This window comes from Paraburkholderia sp. 31.1 (assembly GCF_014397645.1).
In the GTDB taxonomy this organism is placed as follows: domain Bacteria; phylum Pseudomonadota; class Gammaproteobacteria; order Burkholderiales; family Burkholderiaceae; genus Paraburkholderia; species Paraburkholderia tuberum.
Window position 1 is genome coordinate 101,531 of the sequence record NZ_VZQN01000022.1, and the last position, 15,226, is coordinate 116,756.

Genomic DNA, 15,226 nt, shown 5'->3' on the forward strand with positions numbered 1-15,226 from the left:
CTCCCGTTATTGCTTGACCTGATAGTCCGTTGCAAGCGCGGACGGTTGGTCGGCCGGTTCCGGATTCTTTTTGCTGACGTAGCGCGCAGCATACGTGCGCCAGTCGATTTCCTTCGGCACGACAGCCTGGTACGAACACACTTCCCGGGAAATCGCCTTTGCACCGGTGCCAATTGCTTCGCCATCCTTCTCGAATTCGGCGATCGCATCGATCATGCGGCGACGGAATTCGACGATGGCGAGATCGCTCGCGCCGAGGCGCTCGTCCGAGCGGTTCGCAATCGGGCCCATCGTGACCCACATGGCGATGTCCTGGTTCGGGAAGCCCGAAATGCCAGTGAAATTGCCAGCCTTCATCGCCTGGCGGTCCTGCCAGAAGCGGTTGTCGTGATTGCGCAGCGGACGATAGTACTGGTCGAGATCAACACCGACCTGCTGACGCAGGAACTTGCGCCACGTTTCGTTTTCCGGCGTCGTCTCCGGATCGCCCCAGGCGATGAAGTAGAACGCCGTGTTCGTGTCGTCCATCGGCACATTGATGTTCGCAACGTTGTAAAGATTGTTCGGCGGAATCAGCACCGTTCCCGGCGCCACGAACACCGTGGAGCGCACGTAGTCGTGCGTGTTGGAGTTGAAGATCGGGCGGCGCAGCGCGGCGTAACGGAAGCCGTAGTCGGTGCGCTCGACCTGCAGGCGCGGGGCCTTGTCGGTGGAGGGGCGCAACCAGTTCTTCCCGGTCGCTTCGGCGCCGCCGACGCGTGCCGGCACGAAGTCGGACGAATGCAGGCTGGAGCTGTGCGCGGAGTCGATCGCGCCTTCGAGGATTTGCGCCCAATTGCACGGCAGCAGCGCCTTGGCGATGCTCACGCGGGTGTCGGCAGTCGGCGCCCAGGCCGGCGGCACGAATTCGGGGATGGCGTCTTGCGGGCCCATATACGCCCACACCATGCCGCCCCATTCCTGCACTGGGTAGGCCTTGTGCTTGACCTTGTCGGTCATGCAGCTCGCTGCCGGCTCGGACACCATTTCAAGCACGTTGCCCGCGACGTCGAACTTCCAGCCGTGATACAGGCAGCGCAGGCCGGAGTCTTCGTTGCGGCCGTAGACGAGCGATGCGCGACGGTGCGGGCAGTACTCGTCCAGCACACCAACGCTGCCTTCCGAGTCCCGGAATACGACGAGGTCTTCGCCAAATACGCGCGCTTTGACCGGCGCACCATCCGGCTCGCTGACTTCTTCGATGAGGCAAACCGGCGTCCAGTGCCGTCGCATCAGTTGGCCCATCGGGGCATCGCCTTCGACGCGGCACAGCAATTCATTTTCTTGGTGGGTCAGCATGTAATGTCTCCCGGCGACAGGTCGCCTTCATCAACAGGTGTTACTCAACTATATTAGATATCTAGTGAAATTGGCAAGAACCTTTGGGGGCATCCGGGAAAGTACGTATGGTCGGAAGTGCCGCAGGACTAGGAATATTCGATCTCTAATATAAAGGGACGGGATTCATCGCCGATGGATCTAATTTGTGAGGCGCTGGCTGTGCTTCGGTCGGCAATTTTTTCGGTGACTACACCGGCGCGAAAGGGAGCGCAACGGCAAGCGGCGACCGGGTGCCGCAGATCGCGGTATCGACGAGCCTGAAGATTTGAAGGGCAAGCGCATCGGCGTGCCCGAATGCCGGCCGAATTGTTCCACCCGGCTAGCCTCGAAAGACTTAAGGATTTAAGCTGCGCTGACGGTGGAATGCTGGGAAATTCGCGGCGTTCTACATGTCGCGGCTATGATTTAGATCTTGATAAAGCCAGATTGATCGAACATGACAGCCTCTGTATTGAAAGATGTCGAAGCCCCTGTGCGGGAAAGTGACAACAGCCTTGTGTGGTCGGACGCACGGCTACTCGGCTTCACGCCGATGGATGACGTGCATAAGGAATTCTATGAAGTTGCGCTACGGCTCGTGACCTGCACCGATGCGAGCGCCCTTGCCGCAATCGACGAATTCGAAAAACACGCCGTCAGCCATTTCGAGCAGGAAGACGAATGGATGCGCACGACAAACTTTCCCCCGCGCGACTGCCACATCGAAGAGCACGAAGCCGTGCTGAATTCAGTCCGAGACGTTAAAGCCGCGGTCGAAGCAGGGCAGGCCGGTTGCGCGTTGGTGCAAGACATCGGCATGCATCTGTACAACTGGTTTCCGGGACACGCCGACTACCTGGATTCGGCGCTTGCTGCATGGATGACGAAACAGACGATGGGTGGAAAGCCTGTTGTCTTAAGACGGACGATTTGAAGAAAAAGCTGCAGGGATTTCTCTCTGCAGCCCTTCAGCTCTCCAAGCGTTTATGCTTCGCGCGTTCGGAATTCTTGCTGACCTGTGGCTTCCGTCAACGCATCGTCGCTACCTTCCTCCAGCGAAATATTCCGGGTTTCGCGTCCCTTGACCCACCAGATCGCGGCGGGCAACCGGACCGGACCGGGCAGCGCAGGCGCCAGCAGTACGAGCAATGGTGCGGAAGGTGCGCCCGTCGTGCTGAAGGCACTCGTCAGCAGCGGGCGATACGGAACGGGGGCTGCGGATGCGCTCGCGAAGGCGCACGCCCACCCTGGCCTGAGTCTGATTCACGTGCCGGTCTATTACGGTGCGGATCCCGCAGGCGGGATGGGTGCGTATGGGCAGTGGAACGTCGGCCCGTGGTCCGACAGCGTTCAGGAAACTTATACGAAGACGCTTATCTGAAGGGGCGGGCATGTACGAATCTTGTGGCCCGCTGATTGATGGCGCGTGGCGCGGTGCGTCCGACGGTGCATGTATCGTGGTCAGAAGTCCGGCGACAGCGTGCCCGCCGCGACCGAAGCGGACGAAGCGGACGAAGCGGCTGCGCTTGCGGCGGCCGAGCGCGGTTTCGCACTGTGGTCGAAGACGCCGGCGTGGGAGCGGGCCGCGGTGCTGCGCCGTGCTGCGGATCTTCTGAGAGCCCGGAATGAAACGTATGCCTTCCTGATGAGCGGCGAGACCGGCAAGCCGTTGCTCGAGGCGCGAGGCGAGGTCAATGCGAGCGCGCCGAAACAACGTTCCGGATGTGATTCCCGACTATGGCGGATTGCCTGGGCCCCAGTGTTTCGAGGCGTGTAACGCCCATTGGTATCGCGGCTCAATCTCGCAAGTGGCCGGACTAGACCGTCGATCCTGTTGGATATGACCAGGTGAGATGGTGCTGAACGGAGGCTAGCTTGTTATTCCTTGTCATAACGGCGCACTGGAACGCGGCTATCGGCGCGAGCTACGATGAAGCACAACGACGGCGTGTAAATTACGCCTTTTTCACGTAGGCGTTACACCACCCTTTTGCGTCGACCAGCTTGCCCCCGTAGGTCGGACACGGCCCATTCGTGGAACCGGGTTTGCCTTGATACAGTTGGCAATTGGCGCAGGTCTGCCCTGTCTGGTACCGAGGGAATTTCGCCTTGTCGACCTTCGATGCGTCCATCTTGTATCCGAGGGCCAGTGCGGTCGGATCGTTTTCGGACAGCACAGGCGCGTCCGCGTTTGACTTTGTCGAGAGAACCGTCGTTGAGGCGACGGATGCGGCAAGTATCATGAAATGACGGCGAGAGAGCGACACGATCGAAACTCCTTTCGAGACCCAATCAGACGGTGGCAAAGTGACGGTGAACCGGTCAATCGCAAACCGCCTCGTCATAACATGAGCAATCAGCATACCTGTCGATTGTCGAACACCAGTTTCGCAGCCGGCCTGTTGGTTGAAATATCACATGCGATATATTGAAAGCCGAGGCATGACCGAGCCACGGAGGGTCGATCGTGGAACTGGATGTGACGCAGAAGCTGATCGGTACGAGGAGCACGATATGAAGATGACCTTGCGCGGCCCGCTATCGTTGTGAACCGGACCAAAGCGAAGTCCGGAGAACTCCAGAAGCGGCCCTGGGTCTCGCGCCGAGTTTTCGGCTGTGAGACCGCGCTCGCTTGAGTGCGCTGTGCCGCGTTACTCTCGTGTCATCCGTCTACCGGCGAACGCATGTCATTGCGGCTTGAGGTGCAGATCGTTGCTCACGGATTGCACCCCCGGCACGCCGTGGGTCACCGCAAGTGCTTCCAGAATCTGTGCCTCTGAATCCACGTATCCCGACAACTGCACGACGCCTCGATACGTTGCCACGCTTATCGGTAACGATCGTAGCGCGGGGTCCGCGACAAGCGCCTGCTTCACCCGGCGGGCGAGCGTAGCGTCGTCAGTGGTGATTGCCCCCGGCGCGGTCGCGGACGGTGTCGCCGTCGCCGTCGACTTACAGCCGTTGGTGAACACGAACGCGGGCAACGCGAACATCGCGACGATCAGCAACCGGCCTTTGATGTGTGGCGCGTTTCGCATGTCGGTTATGACATCCAAATCCGTTCATTCGTACATTCAAACGTCGACACAAAAACATCGCTGCCGTGGCGCTCGCGGCAAAGAATGCACGGACGGCATGGGCCATGCTGATACGAAACCAGGCCTTTCAGGCTAGCCATGTACCTGCACGATCCAGCGTGACGGATTGACAGATTCAGCGATTAGCAGCGAAACAGCGTTCACTTACCATCACAAGCTGTGTCATACGTTGGGCGGTACGTTTAACCTGCCGCATACGGCACACTACACCCACAGCGCCGCGCCCGATGCGCTTGCGCGCGTCGCACGCGCGCTCGGCATTCCGATGGCGCTCGCGCAGATCGGCATGCCCGAGCAGGGACTCGACGAAGCGGCCGATCTCGCGTGCAAGAATCCGTATGCGAACCCGCGTCCCGTGGCGCGCGACGCGATCCGCGCGCTGCTGCAACGTGCGTGGCAGGGCGCCGAACCCGCCTGAGCATTGGCCAACGCAGCGCCGCCAGAACAATCGATGGAGGAAGACATGTCGACAGACAGCAAAGAAGCCGAGCAGGCCCTGACCGAGCAGGTGGTAGCAAGCTTCGCGGGCACGCCCGACGAACGGCTGCGCACGCTGATGCAAAGCCTCGTGCGGCACATGCATGCGTTCGTGCGTGAAGTCGAGCCGACCGAGGCCGAATGGATGTCGGCCATTCGCTTTCTGACCGACACCGGCAAGATGTGCGATGACCTCGTGCGTCAGGAATTCATCCTGTTGTCGGATACGCTCGGCGTATCGATGCTCGTCGACGCGATCAATCACCGTCTCGCGACGGGCGCGACCGACACCACCGTATTCGGTCCGTTCTATATTCGCGGCATGCCCGAGCGCGCGTACGGCGAGAACATCGCGTTCACGCCGGGCACGCCCGCACTCGTGCATGGGCGCGTGCTGTCGACGGACGGTGAGCCGCTTGCCAACGCGGTGCTCGACGTCTGGCAGACCGCCGATAACGGCATGTACTCGGGGCAGGACACCGAGCAGCCGCACGGCAATCTGCGTGGACGTTTTCGCACCGACGCCGAAGGCCGCTACGCGATTTCGACGATCGTGCCAGTCAGTTATCCGATTCCGACCGACGGCCCGGTCGGCCGCATGCTCGAAGCGACCGGACGGCATCCGTGGCGACCCGCGCATCTGCACTTCATGATAGATGCGCCGGGGCATCGGACACTGGTCACGCATGTGTTCGATCGCGAGGATCCGTATCTGGATTCGGACGCGGTGTTCGGCGTGAAACCCTCGCTGATGGTCGACTATCGCGAGTGCTCCGCGGATCACGAACTCGCGCGCCGCTTCGGTTTCGATGGACCGTTCCGCGAAGCGCGCTACGACTTCATCCTCGATCGGAGTTGATGACGATGGCACGTTTTTTCGCGGTATTCGCGACCGACAAGCCCGGCATGCGCGAAGTGCGCGAACGGGTGCGTCCGGTGCATCGGACGTGGTTGCGCGGCAATACGCATCGTGGCGTGTTCGTGCGCCTCGGCGGTCCGACGCTCGCGCCGCAATGCGATGCGATGAACGGCACGTTGCGGGTCGTCGAAGCGGAGCGTATCGACGATGTGATGGAGTTCGTCAGCAACGATCCGTATATGCAGGCGGGGCTATTCGGTTGCGTCGAGATCCGTCCGTGGGACTGGAGCCTCGGCAATCCGGAACGGAGAGTCTGAGCGATGAACGAAACACCGCTGTGCCCGCTTGCCGACGTGCCCGATGGCAGCGCGCGGGTCGTCGATGCTACGGCCGCCGGCGTGCCCGTCGTGGTCGTGCGGCGTGGCGAGCAGGTGTGGGCTTACGCGAACCGTTGCCCGCATTTTTCGGTGCCGCTCGATTTCGAGCCCGGCGATGTGCTGTGCTATCGCGCGCAGGTGTTGATGTGCGCGCATCACAGCGCGCTGTTGTCAGGCGTGATCCTCGTGCTGCCGGAGGGCGAGAGCGAACACACGGTGTATCTGTGAACCGCGCGCAGACCAGTGCGATCGGGTGAGTGGGCGCAGTCGTTCTGGAAATGATTCGGGGTAAGGCGCGAGGCTGAACGACGCGCCATACCCCGCCGCCGCTACTTCAACCGCCCCGCCAAAAACTGCTGCAACCGCTCGCTGCGCGGATTCGTCAGCACCTGATGCGGATGCCCTTGCTCCTCGATCTTGCCCTTGTGCAGGAATACGACATGATTCGACACGTTGCGCGCAAAGCCCATTTCGTGCGTGACGACGATCATCGTGCGGCCTTCTTCGGCGAGCGCCTGCATCACACGCAGCACTTCGCCGACGAGTTCGGGATCGAGCGCCGAAGTCGGTTCGTCGAACAGCATCACTTCCGGCTCCATCGCAAGCGCGCGAGCAATCGCGACGCGCTGCTGCTGACCACCGGACAGATGCGACGGATATTTTTTCTCCGTGCTGGCCGGCAAACCGACCTTGGTCAGATACTTCCGGGCGCGTTCCTCGGCTTGCGCGCGGCTCAATCCCAGCACGCTGATCGGCGCCTCGATGATGTTCTCGAGCGCCGTCATATGCGCCCACAGATTGAAATGCTGGAACACCATCGACAGACGCGTGCGCATCGTTTGCAACTGCTTCGGATGGGTCACGCGTAGCGAGCCGTTGCGATCCCTGCTCGTGTTGATTTCCTCTGCGTTCAGCGTGATGCGCCCGGAGCACGGCGATTCGAGAAAGTTGATGCACCGCAGGAAGGTGCTTTTCCCGGAGCCGCTCGACCCGATGAGGCTAATCACGTCGCCCGCCTTCGCCTTCAGCGAGACGCCCTTCAATACCTCGTTGTCGCCGAACTTCTTGTGCAGATCGTCGACCGTCAGCTTGTACATGCTCGTATGCTCCATCATGACGCGAATGCGTCCGGGTTTAATGCGCTTGCGGTTGCAGATAAGCCAGCAATCGGATTTCCATCTTGCGGAAGCCCCAGATCAGCGCGAACACGATCGCCGCATACAGGATCGCCGCGATGCCGTACGCCTGGAACGTCGCGTAGGTCGCGGAGTTGACGTCGCGCGCCACTTTCAGAATGTCGGGGACGGTCGCCGTGAACGCGAGTGTCGTCGCGTGCAGCATCAGGATCACCTCGTTGCTGTACGAGGGCAGTGCCCGGCGCAGCGCCGAAGGCAGGATGATGCGCGTGTACAGCTTGAACTTCGACATGCCGTAAGCCTGGGCCGCCTCGATTTCACCGTGCGAGGTCTCCCGGATCGAACCCGCGAAGATCTCGGTAGCATACGCGCATTCGTTCAGCGCGAACGCGAGCAGCGTGCAGTTCATCGCATTGCGAAAGAAGCTGTCGAGCATCTGGTGCGAATGGACGAAATGCAGACTGTAGAGGCCCGTGTAGATCAACAGCAACTGAACGTATAACGGCGTGCCCCGGAAGATGTAGGTGTAAAGCCAGACGGGTCCGGAGATGTAGCGGTTGCGCGACGCGCGCGCGATCGCGAGCGGCACGGCCAACACGAAACCCAACACGATCGACGCAACCAGCAACCACAGCGTGATGACGAGGCCGGTGTAGTTGAAGCCGTCCGTGAACAGGTAGTTCTGCCAGTATTGACGAGTCAGTTCGATCACAGCGTGGCCCTCCGTACGCCGATCGAGTAGCGCTTCTCGAGGCGGTTCAATAGCAGATTCGAAATGGTGGTGATGGCGAGGTAGATGGCCCCGGTCGCCAGCGTGAAGAAGAAGAACGACTGCGTGCTCTTGCCGGCGTCCTGCGATGCCTTGACCACGTCCGCGAGACCGATGATCGACACGAGCGCGGTGGCCTTCACGAGCACCTGCCAGTTGTTGCCGATGCCGGGCAGCGCGAAGCGCATCATCTGCGGGAACAGGATGCGCGTGAACACGCGCCGCGCGCTCATGCCGTACGCGAAGCCCGCTTCGATCTGCCCGCGCGGCACGGAGAGAAACGCGCCGCGGAAGGTTTCGGTGAAGTACGCGCCGTAAATGAAGCCCAGCGTGATCACACCGGCGAGAAACGGATCGATGTCGATCTGCTCGATGCTGAACATGTCGGTCAGATCATTGAGCCAGATCTGGATGCTGTAGAACAGCAACAGCATCAGCACGAGATCGGGCACGGCGCGGATCAGCGTCGTGTACATCGTGCCGATGCGCGAGATCGCACGGTTGGTCGACAGCTTCGCGGCGGCGCCGAGAAGTCCCAGCGCAAACGACGCCGCGAGCGACAGCACCGCGAGCTTGATGGTTACCCACGTGCCCGCGAGGAGCAGCGGACCGAAGCCTTGAAACAGCATGGGAGTGTCCTTGATGGAGCGAGCCGCGCGCATGCGCGCGGGGCCTGGCGATCGGGTGGAGCGGGCTTGTGGGGGGCGGACTCAACTGCCGTACACGTCGAAGTTGAAGTACTTCTGCTCGATCTTCTTGTAGGTGCCGTCCTTGATCATGTCGGCGATCGCCTTGTCGACCTTCGTCTTCAGATCGGCGTCTTCCTTGCGCATGCCGATGCCCGCGCCGTTGCCGAGGATCTTCGGATCGTCGATGGTCTTGCCGACGAAGTCGAAGCCCGCGCCGCGCGGCGTCTTCAGGAAACCCTGGTCAGCCTGCACGGCGTCCTGCAGGGCTGCGTCCAGACGGCCCGACTGCAGGTCGGTATAGACCGCGTCCTGGTTCTGATACGGCACGACCTTCACGCCCTTGGCCTCCCAATAGGTCTTCGCGTAGGTTTCCTGGATCGTGCCCTGTTCGACGCCCACCGTCTTGCCCTTCAGCGAGTCGGCCGTCGGCAGGATGCCCGAACCCTGCTTCGCGACGAGACGTGTCGGCGTGTTGAACAGCTTCGACGAGAAGGCGATCTGTTCGGCGCGTTGCGGTGTCATCGACATCGACGACAGCACGCCGTCGAACTTCTTTGCCTTCAGTGCCGGAATCATGCTGTCGAAGTCCTGCTCGACCCACACGCACTTCGCGTTCAAACGGCGGCAGATTTCAGTGCCGAGGTCGACGTCGAAGCCGACCAGCTTGCCATCGGTCGCTTTCGATTCGAACGGCGCGTAGCTCGCATCCACGCCGAAGCGAACCGTGGACCAATCTTTGGCGAAGGCGCCGGTGGCAGCGAGCGCGAGGGCGAGGGACAAGGCGAGTTTCTTCATAAAGTCTCCGGGAGGGAATGCTGCGAGGTGCGATGTTGTATAGACAATTATCCCGTACGAGCGATGAGCGACAATCAGGGTTAGTGCTTACGGGCACCCGGGAAGGAGACAGGGAATAGGCGTGAAAGCCTTTGTGGACAAGCTTGAAAGGCTAATTGAAGGGCTGCGGGCGCAGCCGGAATTTTCGCGTATACCCGCGGTCTATACCGTGGCGAATATCTTGTCCATACAACTTCGTTGCGGCGACGCCCGCGTAGGCGTCGGGCCGCGAACCGCGCAATCCGCTCTACGAATGCGCAGGCGGCAGATACGTCATCTGCTCTTCGTCGTACAGCGCATAGATCAGTTCGAGCATTCGCTGGATATCGGCCGATTCGTCGAGCATGCGCATGCTCATGATGATCGGCGACACGAGGTTCTGATCGTCGAGGTCCTTGTAGGCGACGTCGCCGCGCTGCAAGCCGTACACGCTCGCCGGCACGATCGAGATGCCTTCGCCCGCGCCGACGAGGCCGAGCGCGATCTGCAATTCGCGCGTCTCGTAGAGCCGCTGCGGCTTCAGACCGCGATCGTGAAACGCGGCGAGCACCTGGTCCGCGTAACTGGGCCGTGGCGCCTTCGGGAAAATGATCAGCGTTTCGCCGGTCAAGTCGTGCAGCGACAGCACCGGCTTCGCGGCGATCAGCGGATGGCCGAGCGGCAGCGCGACGATCATCCGTTCTTCGCGCAGCACGACGCGCCGGATGCTCGGGTCTTCATGACGGATGCGGCCGAAGCCGACGTCGATGCGGCCTTCCTTGAGCGCCCTGATCTGATCCATCGTCGACATCTCGTGCAGGCTCAACTCGACGGTGCTGTTCTCGGTACGAAAGCGCCGGATGATTTTCGGCAGCATGCCGTACAGCGTCGAGCCGACGAAGCCCACCGACAAACTGCGCTCGATCTTGCCGACGCGCCGCGTCATCGCCTCGATTTCCGTCGTTTGCGCGAGCAGTTGCACGGCGTGCGAATAGAAGAAGCGGCCAGCCTCGGTCAGCTTCAGCGGCCGCGAGTTGCGCTCGAACAACTGCACGCCGAGGATGTCTTCGAGCTGCTGGATCTGCCGGCTCAGCGGCGGCTGCGCAATATGCAGACGTTTGGCGGCCTTGGTGACATTGCATTCCTCGGCGACGGCCACGAAGTAGCGCAGATGGCGCAGTTCCATAGAAATACCTTTTAAGTATCGTCGCGATACCAAATCAGTGTTGGACGATGCAAATGGCGTAGAACTATCCTTCAGTTACCGTAGACGCCCCACAAAATTATACCTCCCGAGCATCGATAACTCGGCCCGGTCTGAAGCGTCGGTCGGCCCCTGGAGACGGCGCAGGCAAATCCTCGCGCATGGGATCCAAGACCTAGAAAGAGTTCAGGAGCAGCAATGAGACATGCTGATATCGCAACCCCGATGCAAGGGTTGTCCACCGATTCCACCGATTCCCTCAGGCACCAGGTCCCGCCTCCCGTGCCGAAGGTCGAGCGCTTGCGCGCCACGGCCTGACGCCATACGGAGGCGCACCGCCTCCGCTCCCCGACGTGAAAGACCAACCGGCCACCGGCCTCCCGGCAGGCAGGCCGCTCCCTATACGCGTGCGTCGCACGCATACCAACAGTCCGAACCAGGAGACAGGCATGATTCCGATCTACCCGGATCACACTCCGCAACTGAAGAACATCGACGACTTTCTCGTGGAAGACCGCGAGCGCGGCGATTACCGCCTGCATCGCAGCGCGTTCACCGACGAGCGTCTGTTCGAACTCGAAATGCAGCACATTTTCGAGGGCAACTGGATTTACCTGGCCCACGAAAGCCAGATTCCGAACAACAACGATTACTTCACGACCTACATGGGCCGTCAGCCGGTCGTGATCGCACGCAATCGTCAGGGCGAGCTGAACGCGTTCATCAACTCGTGCACGCATCGCGGCGCGATGCTGTGCCGCCACAAGCGCGGCAACAAAGCGACCTATACGTGCCCGTTTCACGGCTGGACCTTCAACAACAGCGGCAAGCTGCTGAAGGTCAAGGACCCCGCGGAGGCCGGCTATCCCGACTGCTTTAACAAGGAAGGCTCGCACGACCTGAAGAAGCTCGCGCGCTTCGGCAACTATCGCGGCTTCCTGTTCGGCAGCTTGAGCGATGACGTGCCGCCGCTCGAGACGTTTCTCGGCGAGGCCGCGCGCATTATCGACATGATCGTCGACCAGTCGGAAGACGGTCTCGAAGTGCTGCGCGGCTCGTCGACCTATACGTACGAAGGCAACTGGAAGCTGACCGCCGAAAACGGCGCGGACGGTTATCACGTGTCGGCCGTGCACTGGAACTATGCGGCAACGACCAATCATCGCAAGGAAGAGAACGCGCGCGAAGACAAGATCCGCGCGATGGATGCCGGCAGTTGGGGCCGTCAGGGCGGCGGCTTCTATGCGTTCGAGCACGGTCACATGCTGCTGTGGACGCGCTGGGCGAATCCCGAAGACCGTCCGAACTTCAGCCGCCGCGAGGAATTCGCCGCGCGCTGCGGCGCCGAGCGCGCGGACTGGATGATCCAGAACTCCCGCAACCTGTGCCTCTACCCGAACGTGTATCTGATGGACCAGTTCGGCTCGCAGATTCGCGTGCTGCGGCCGCTGTCGGTCAACAAGACCGAGGTGACGATCTACTGCATCGCGCCGAAGGGCGAGTCCGACGAAGCGCGCTCGCGCCGCATCCGTCAATACGAGGACTTTTTCAACGTGAGCGGCATGGCCACCCCCGACGACCTCGAGGAATTCCGCGCCTGCCAGCTGGGCTATGCGGGCCGCGCGGTCGAATGGAACGACATGTGCCGCGGTTCGAAGCACTGGATCGACGGCGCGGACGAAGCCGCGCAAAAGATCGGGCTCAACCCGGTGATGAGCGGTGTGAAGACCGAGGACGAGGGCCTCTACACGGTGCAGCACCGCTACTGGATCGACACGATGAAAAAGGCGCTGAATGCGCCGGGGAGCCGCGCATGAGCAACATCGCCATCACCGATATTCAGGCATTCCTGTTCCGCGAAAGCCGTCTGCTCGACGACGAGCAATGGGACGAGTGGCTCGCCTGCTATCACCCGGACGCGTCGTTCTGGATGCCGTCGTGGGACGACGAGGACAAGCTCGTCACCGATCCGCAGCGCGAGATTTCGCTGATCTACTATCCGAACCGCCAGGGCCTCGAAGACCGCGTGTTCCGCATCAAGACCGAGCGTTCGAGCGCGACGATGCCCGACACGCGCACGAGCCACAACGTGGCCAACGTCGAAGTGGAGAGCGCGGACAACGGCGTGTACACGGTGCGCTTCAACTGGCACACGCTGAGCCATCGCTACAGGACGAACTACAGCTACTTCGGCATGTCGCGCTACGTGATCGACTTCAACGGCGCGCAGCCGCAAATCCTGAGCAAGTACGTCGTGCTGAAGAACGACTACATCAATCAGGTCATCGACATCTACCACATCTAGCCGGTGCGGTTGCAGGAGACAGGCCATGGAACACACTATTGCACTTCAGTTCGAAGACGGCGTCACGCGCTTCATCAGCTGCCGTGAGAACGAAACGCTGTCGGACGCCGCTTACCGGCAGAAGATCAACATTCCGCTCGATTGCCGTGAAGGCGCGTGCGGCACCTGTCGGGGGCTGTGCGAATCGGGTGCGTACGACATGCCCGAGTCGAGCTACGTCGAAGATGCGTTGACCCCCGAGGAAGCGAGCCAGGGCTATATCCTCGCGTGCCAGACGCGGCCGCGCTCGGATCTGGTGATTCGCGTGCAGGCGTCGTCGGCGGCGTGCAAGACCGGGGTGTCGCGTTTCGAAGGCACGCTCGCGGCGGTCGAACGGCTGTCGGATTCGACGATCCATTTCTCGATCGATATCGACGGCGCGAGCGCGCCGAGCTTTCTCGCGGGTCAATACGTGAACGTCGAGATTCCGGGCGCGAGCGGCGAGAGCCGGTCGTACTCGTTCAGCTCGGCGCCGGGCGCGACGCGTGCGGCGTTCGTCGTGCGCAACGTGCCGGACGGCAAGATGAGCGGCTTTCTGAGCAACGATGCGCAGCCCGGTCAGCAGATCGGCTTCACGGGTCCGTATGGCAGCTTCTATCTGCGCGATCCGCAGCGTCCGGTGCTGTTCCTCGCGGGCGGCACCGGCATCGCACCGTTTCTGTCGATGCTCGACGTGCTGAAGGCGAGCGGCAACCTGCAGCCGGTGCGCCTCGTGTACGGCGTGACCAACGACATCGATCTGATCGCGCTCGAACAGATCGAAGAGGCGCAGCGCTCGCTGCCGAATTTCAGCTATCGCACCTGTGTCGTCGATTCCGCGAGCAGCCACGAGCGCAAGGGCTACGTGAGCGCGCATGTGGATAGCGAATGGCTGAACGACGGCGACGTCGACGTCTACCTGTGCGGCCCGGTCGCGATGGTCGAAGCGGTGCAGGGCTGGCTGCGCGACAGCAGCGTCGAGCCCGCGAACTTCTACTACGAAAAATTCTCGGCGAGCAACGTAGCATGACTTCGACCTTTACCGATCGCTTCAAGGGCAAGGTGCTCGTCGTGACCGGCGCGGGCCAGGGCATCGGCTGTGGCGTCGCGTTGCGCGCGGCGCGCGAGGGCGCGGCTTTGGTGCTCGTCGACCGTTCGCCGATCGTGCACGAGGTGGCCGAAGAGATCGCACGCACAGGCGGCGATGCGCGCGCGTTCATCGCCGACCTCGAAACCTATGCGGGCGCGGCCGCGATGACGGCCTTCGCGATCGAGGCGTTCGGCCGCATCGATGCGCTCGTCAACAACGTCGGCGGCACGATCTGGGCGAAGCCGTATGAGGAATATGAAGCAGAGCAGATCGAGGCCGAGGTGCGGCGTTCGCTGTTCCCGACACTGTGGTGCTGCCACGCGGTGTTGCCCGCGATGCTGAAGCGCGCGAGCGGGGCGATCGTCAACGTGTCGTCGATTGCGACGCGCAGTATCTATCGCGTGCCGTATGCGGCGTCGAAGGGCGGCGTCAATGCGCTGACCGCGAGCCTCGCGTTCGAGCATGCCGAACACGGCATCCGCATCAACGCGGTCGCGACCGGCGGCACCGAAGCGCCGCCGCGCCGCGTGCCGCGCAATACGGCACCGCAAAGCGAGCAGGAAGCGACGTGGTATCAGGGCATCGTCGATCAGACGATCGCGTCGAGCCTGATGCATCGCTACGGCACGATCGACGAACAGGTCGGCGCGATCCTGTTCCTCGCTTCCGATGAAGCGTCGTATATCACCGGCACCGTGCTGCCGGTCGGCGGCGGCGATCAGGGCTAGCGAGCGGCGGCCGCTGAACAATGCCGACAGGCCGCGCGGCGATCGTCCTTCATACTGCTGCCGAAGGAGTTTGTGGCGATTCTGGCGGGCCTCGCGTTGATCGGTGCGATCACGTCGAACGTGATTGGGCGCGATCCAGGACGAAAACCATCGCGAGGCCTCCGTCATCACGTTTCTCGCGACCGCATCCGGTATGATGTTCCTCGGGCTCGGCTCCGCGTTCTGGGGCATCGTGATCGGCTCGTTCGCGTACCTCGTGCTGAACAAGGTGCGGCGCGAGACGGCGGCAAACCGATGACCAACC

General features: G+C 61.8%; 18 protein-coding genes and 3 pseudogenes. 13 read left to right on the forward strand and 8 right to left on the reverse strand.

Features of this window, described 5'->3' with window-relative positions; translation table 11 throughout:
- Positions 1–6: 6 nt before the first annotated feature.
- Positions 7–1,338, reverse strand: a complete 1,332-nt coding sequence (locus F6X37_RS18615) for a Rieske 2Fe-2S domain-containing protein (protein ID WP_187612330.1) — start codon at positions 1,336–1,338, stop codon at positions 7–9.
- 478 nt (positions 1,339–1,816) lie between these two features.
- On the opposite strand from F6X37_RS18615, the gene F6X37_RS18620 reads away from it, so the two are divergent.
- From F6X37_RS18620 to F6X37_RS18630, 3 genes are all read left to right on the forward strand, one after another.
- On the forward strand, positions 1,817–2,293 hold the full coding sequence (locus F6X37_RS18620) for a bacteriohemerythrin (RefSeq protein ID WP_187612331.1): 477 nt from the start codon (positions 1,817–1,819) through the stop codon (positions 2,291–2,293).
- Between the two features lie 147 nt (positions 2,294–2,440).
- Positions 2,441–2,740, forward strand: a complete 300-nt coding sequence (locus F6X37_RS18625) for a hypothetical protein (protein WP_187612332.1) — start codon at positions 2,441–2,443, stop codon at positions 2,738–2,740.
- Positions 2,741–2,839: 99 nt separating this feature from the next.
- Positions 2,840–3,136 (forward strand): aldehyde dehydrogenase family protein, encoded by a 297-nt coding sequence (locus F6X37_RS18630; RefSeq protein ID WP_222944876.1) that lies wholly within the window; start codon positions 2,840–2,842, stop codon positions 3,134–3,136.
- A gap of 178 nt (positions 3,137–3,314) precedes the next feature.
- Here F6X37_RS18630 and F6X37_RS18635 read toward each other — a convergent pair whose 3' ends face one another.
- Both F6X37_RS18635 and F6X37_RS18640 read right to left on the reverse strand, forming a co-directional pair.
- Positions 3,315–3,602, reverse strand: coding sequence for a high-potential iron-sulfur protein (locus F6X37_RS18635; RefSeq protein WP_221309201.1), 288 nt, complete (start codon positions 3,600–3,602; stop codon positions 3,315–3,317).
- A gap of 444 nt (positions 3,603–4,046) precedes the next feature.
- Entirely contained in the window at positions 4,047–4,397 is a 351-nt protein-coding gene (locus F6X37_RS18640) for a BON domain-containing protein (protein ID WP_187612334.1), read from the reverse strand.
- A gap of 41 nt (positions 4,398–4,438) precedes the next feature.
- On the opposite strand from F6X37_RS18640, the pseudogene F6X37_RS18645 reads away from it, so the two are divergent.
- From F6X37_RS18645 to F6X37_RS18665, 5 genes and pseudogenes are all read left to right on the forward strand, one after another.
- A pseudogene (locus tag F6X37_RS18645) lies at positions 4,439–4,567 on the forward strand (IS110 family transposase); the annotation flags it as partial.
- Between the two features lie 38 nt (positions 4,568–4,605).
- Positions 4,606–4,875, forward strand: a pseudogene (locus tag F6X37_RS18650) (maleylacetate reductase); the annotation flags it as partial.
- Between the two features lie 45 nt (positions 4,876–4,920).
- Entirely contained in the window at positions 4,921–5,793 is an 873-nt protein-coding gene (locus tag F6X37_RS18655) for an intradiol ring-cleavage dioxygenase (protein WP_090810797.1), read from the forward strand.
- A gap of 5 nt (positions 5,794–5,798) precedes the next feature.
- Positions 5,799–6,110, forward strand: coding sequence for a YciI family protein (locus F6X37_RS18660; RefSeq protein ID WP_187612335.1), 312 nt, complete (start codon positions 5,799–5,801; stop codon positions 6,108–6,110).
- Positions 6,111–6,113: 3 nt separating this feature from the next.
- Positions 6,114–6,398 carry a Rieske (2Fe-2S) protein gene (locus F6X37_RS18665; RefSeq protein ID WP_187612336.1) on the forward strand — a complete coding sequence of 95 codons (285 nt, stop codon included), beginning with the start codon at positions 6,114–6,116 and terminating at the stop codon, positions 6,396–6,398.
- Positions 6,399–6,499: 101 nt separating this feature from the next.
- Here the strand turns inward: F6X37_RS18665 and F6X37_RS18670 are convergent, their stop codons facing one another.
- From F6X37_RS18670 to F6X37_RS18690, 5 genes are all read right to left on the reverse strand, one after another.
- The gene (locus F6X37_RS18670) at positions 6,500–7,267 is read right to left on the reverse strand and encodes an ABC transporter ATP-binding protein (protein ID WP_187612337.1); all 768 of its coding nucleotides are present in this window, start codon (positions 7,265–7,267) and stop codon (positions 6,500–6,502) included.
- Between the two features lie 37 nt (positions 7,268–7,304).
- Positions 7,305–8,018, reverse strand: coding sequence for an ABC transporter permease (locus F6X37_RS18675; RefSeq protein ID WP_187612338.1), 714 nt, complete (start codon positions 8,016–8,018; stop codon positions 7,305–7,307).
- Positions 8,015–8,704, reverse strand: a complete 690-nt coding sequence (locus F6X37_RS18680; protein ID WP_090810805.1) for an ABC transporter permease — start codon at positions 8,702–8,704, stop codon at positions 8,015–8,017. Before F6X37_RS18680 ends, F6X37_RS18675 begins: the two co-directional genes overlap by 4 nt.
- A gap of 81 nt (positions 8,705–8,785) precedes the next feature.
- Positions 8,786–9,559, reverse strand: a complete 774-nt coding sequence (locus F6X37_RS18685) for an ABC transporter substrate-binding protein (protein ID WP_184069458.1) — start codon at positions 9,557–9,559, stop codon at positions 8,786–8,788.
- 286 nt (positions 9,560–9,845) lie between these two features.
- A complete protein-coding gene (locus tag F6X37_RS18690) occupies positions 9,846–10,763 on the reverse strand; it encodes a LysR family transcriptional regulator (protein ID WP_187612339.1) in 918 nt (305 codons plus the stop codon).
- A gap of 467 nt (positions 10,764–11,230) precedes the next feature.
- Between F6X37_RS18690 and benA the strand changes: the two genes are divergently transcribed.
- The 5 genes and pseudogenes from benA to F6X37_RS18715 form a co-directional block, all read left to right on the forward strand.
- Positions 11,231–12,598: a benzoate 1,2-dioxygenase large subunit gene (gene benA / locus F6X37_RS18695; RefSeq protein ID WP_187612340.1), complete on the forward strand. Its 1,368-nt coding sequence runs from the start codon at positions 11,231–11,233 to the stop codon at positions 12,596–12,598.
- A complete protein-coding gene (gene benB / locus F6X37_RS18700) occupies positions 12,595–13,086 on the forward strand; it encodes a benzoate 1,2-dioxygenase small subunit (RefSeq protein WP_184061809.1) in 492 nt (163 codons plus the stop codon). Before benA ends, benB begins: the two co-directional genes overlap by 4 nt.
- A gap of 25 nt (positions 13,087–13,111) precedes the next feature.
- The gene (gene benC, locus F6X37_RS18705; protein WP_187612341.1) at positions 13,112–14,134 is read left to right on the forward strand and encodes a benzoate 1,2-dioxygenase electron transfer component BenC; all 1,023 of its coding nucleotides are present in this window, start codon (positions 13,112–13,114) and stop codon (positions 14,132–14,134) included.
- The gene (locus F6X37_RS18710; protein ID WP_187612342.1) at positions 14,131–14,922 is read left to right on the forward strand and encodes a 1,6-dihydroxycyclohexa-2,4-diene-1-carboxylate dehydrogenase; all 792 of its coding nucleotides are present in this window, start codon (positions 14,131–14,133) and stop codon (positions 14,920–14,922) included. Before benC ends, F6X37_RS18710 begins: the two co-directional genes overlap by 4 nt.
- A 48-nt stretch (positions 14,923–14,970) precedes the next feature.
- Positions 14,971–15,220, forward strand: a pseudogene (locus F6X37_RS18715) (benzoate/H(+) symporter BenE family transporter); the annotation flags it as partial.
- Between the last annotated feature and the right edge of the window lie 6 nt (positions 15,221–15,226).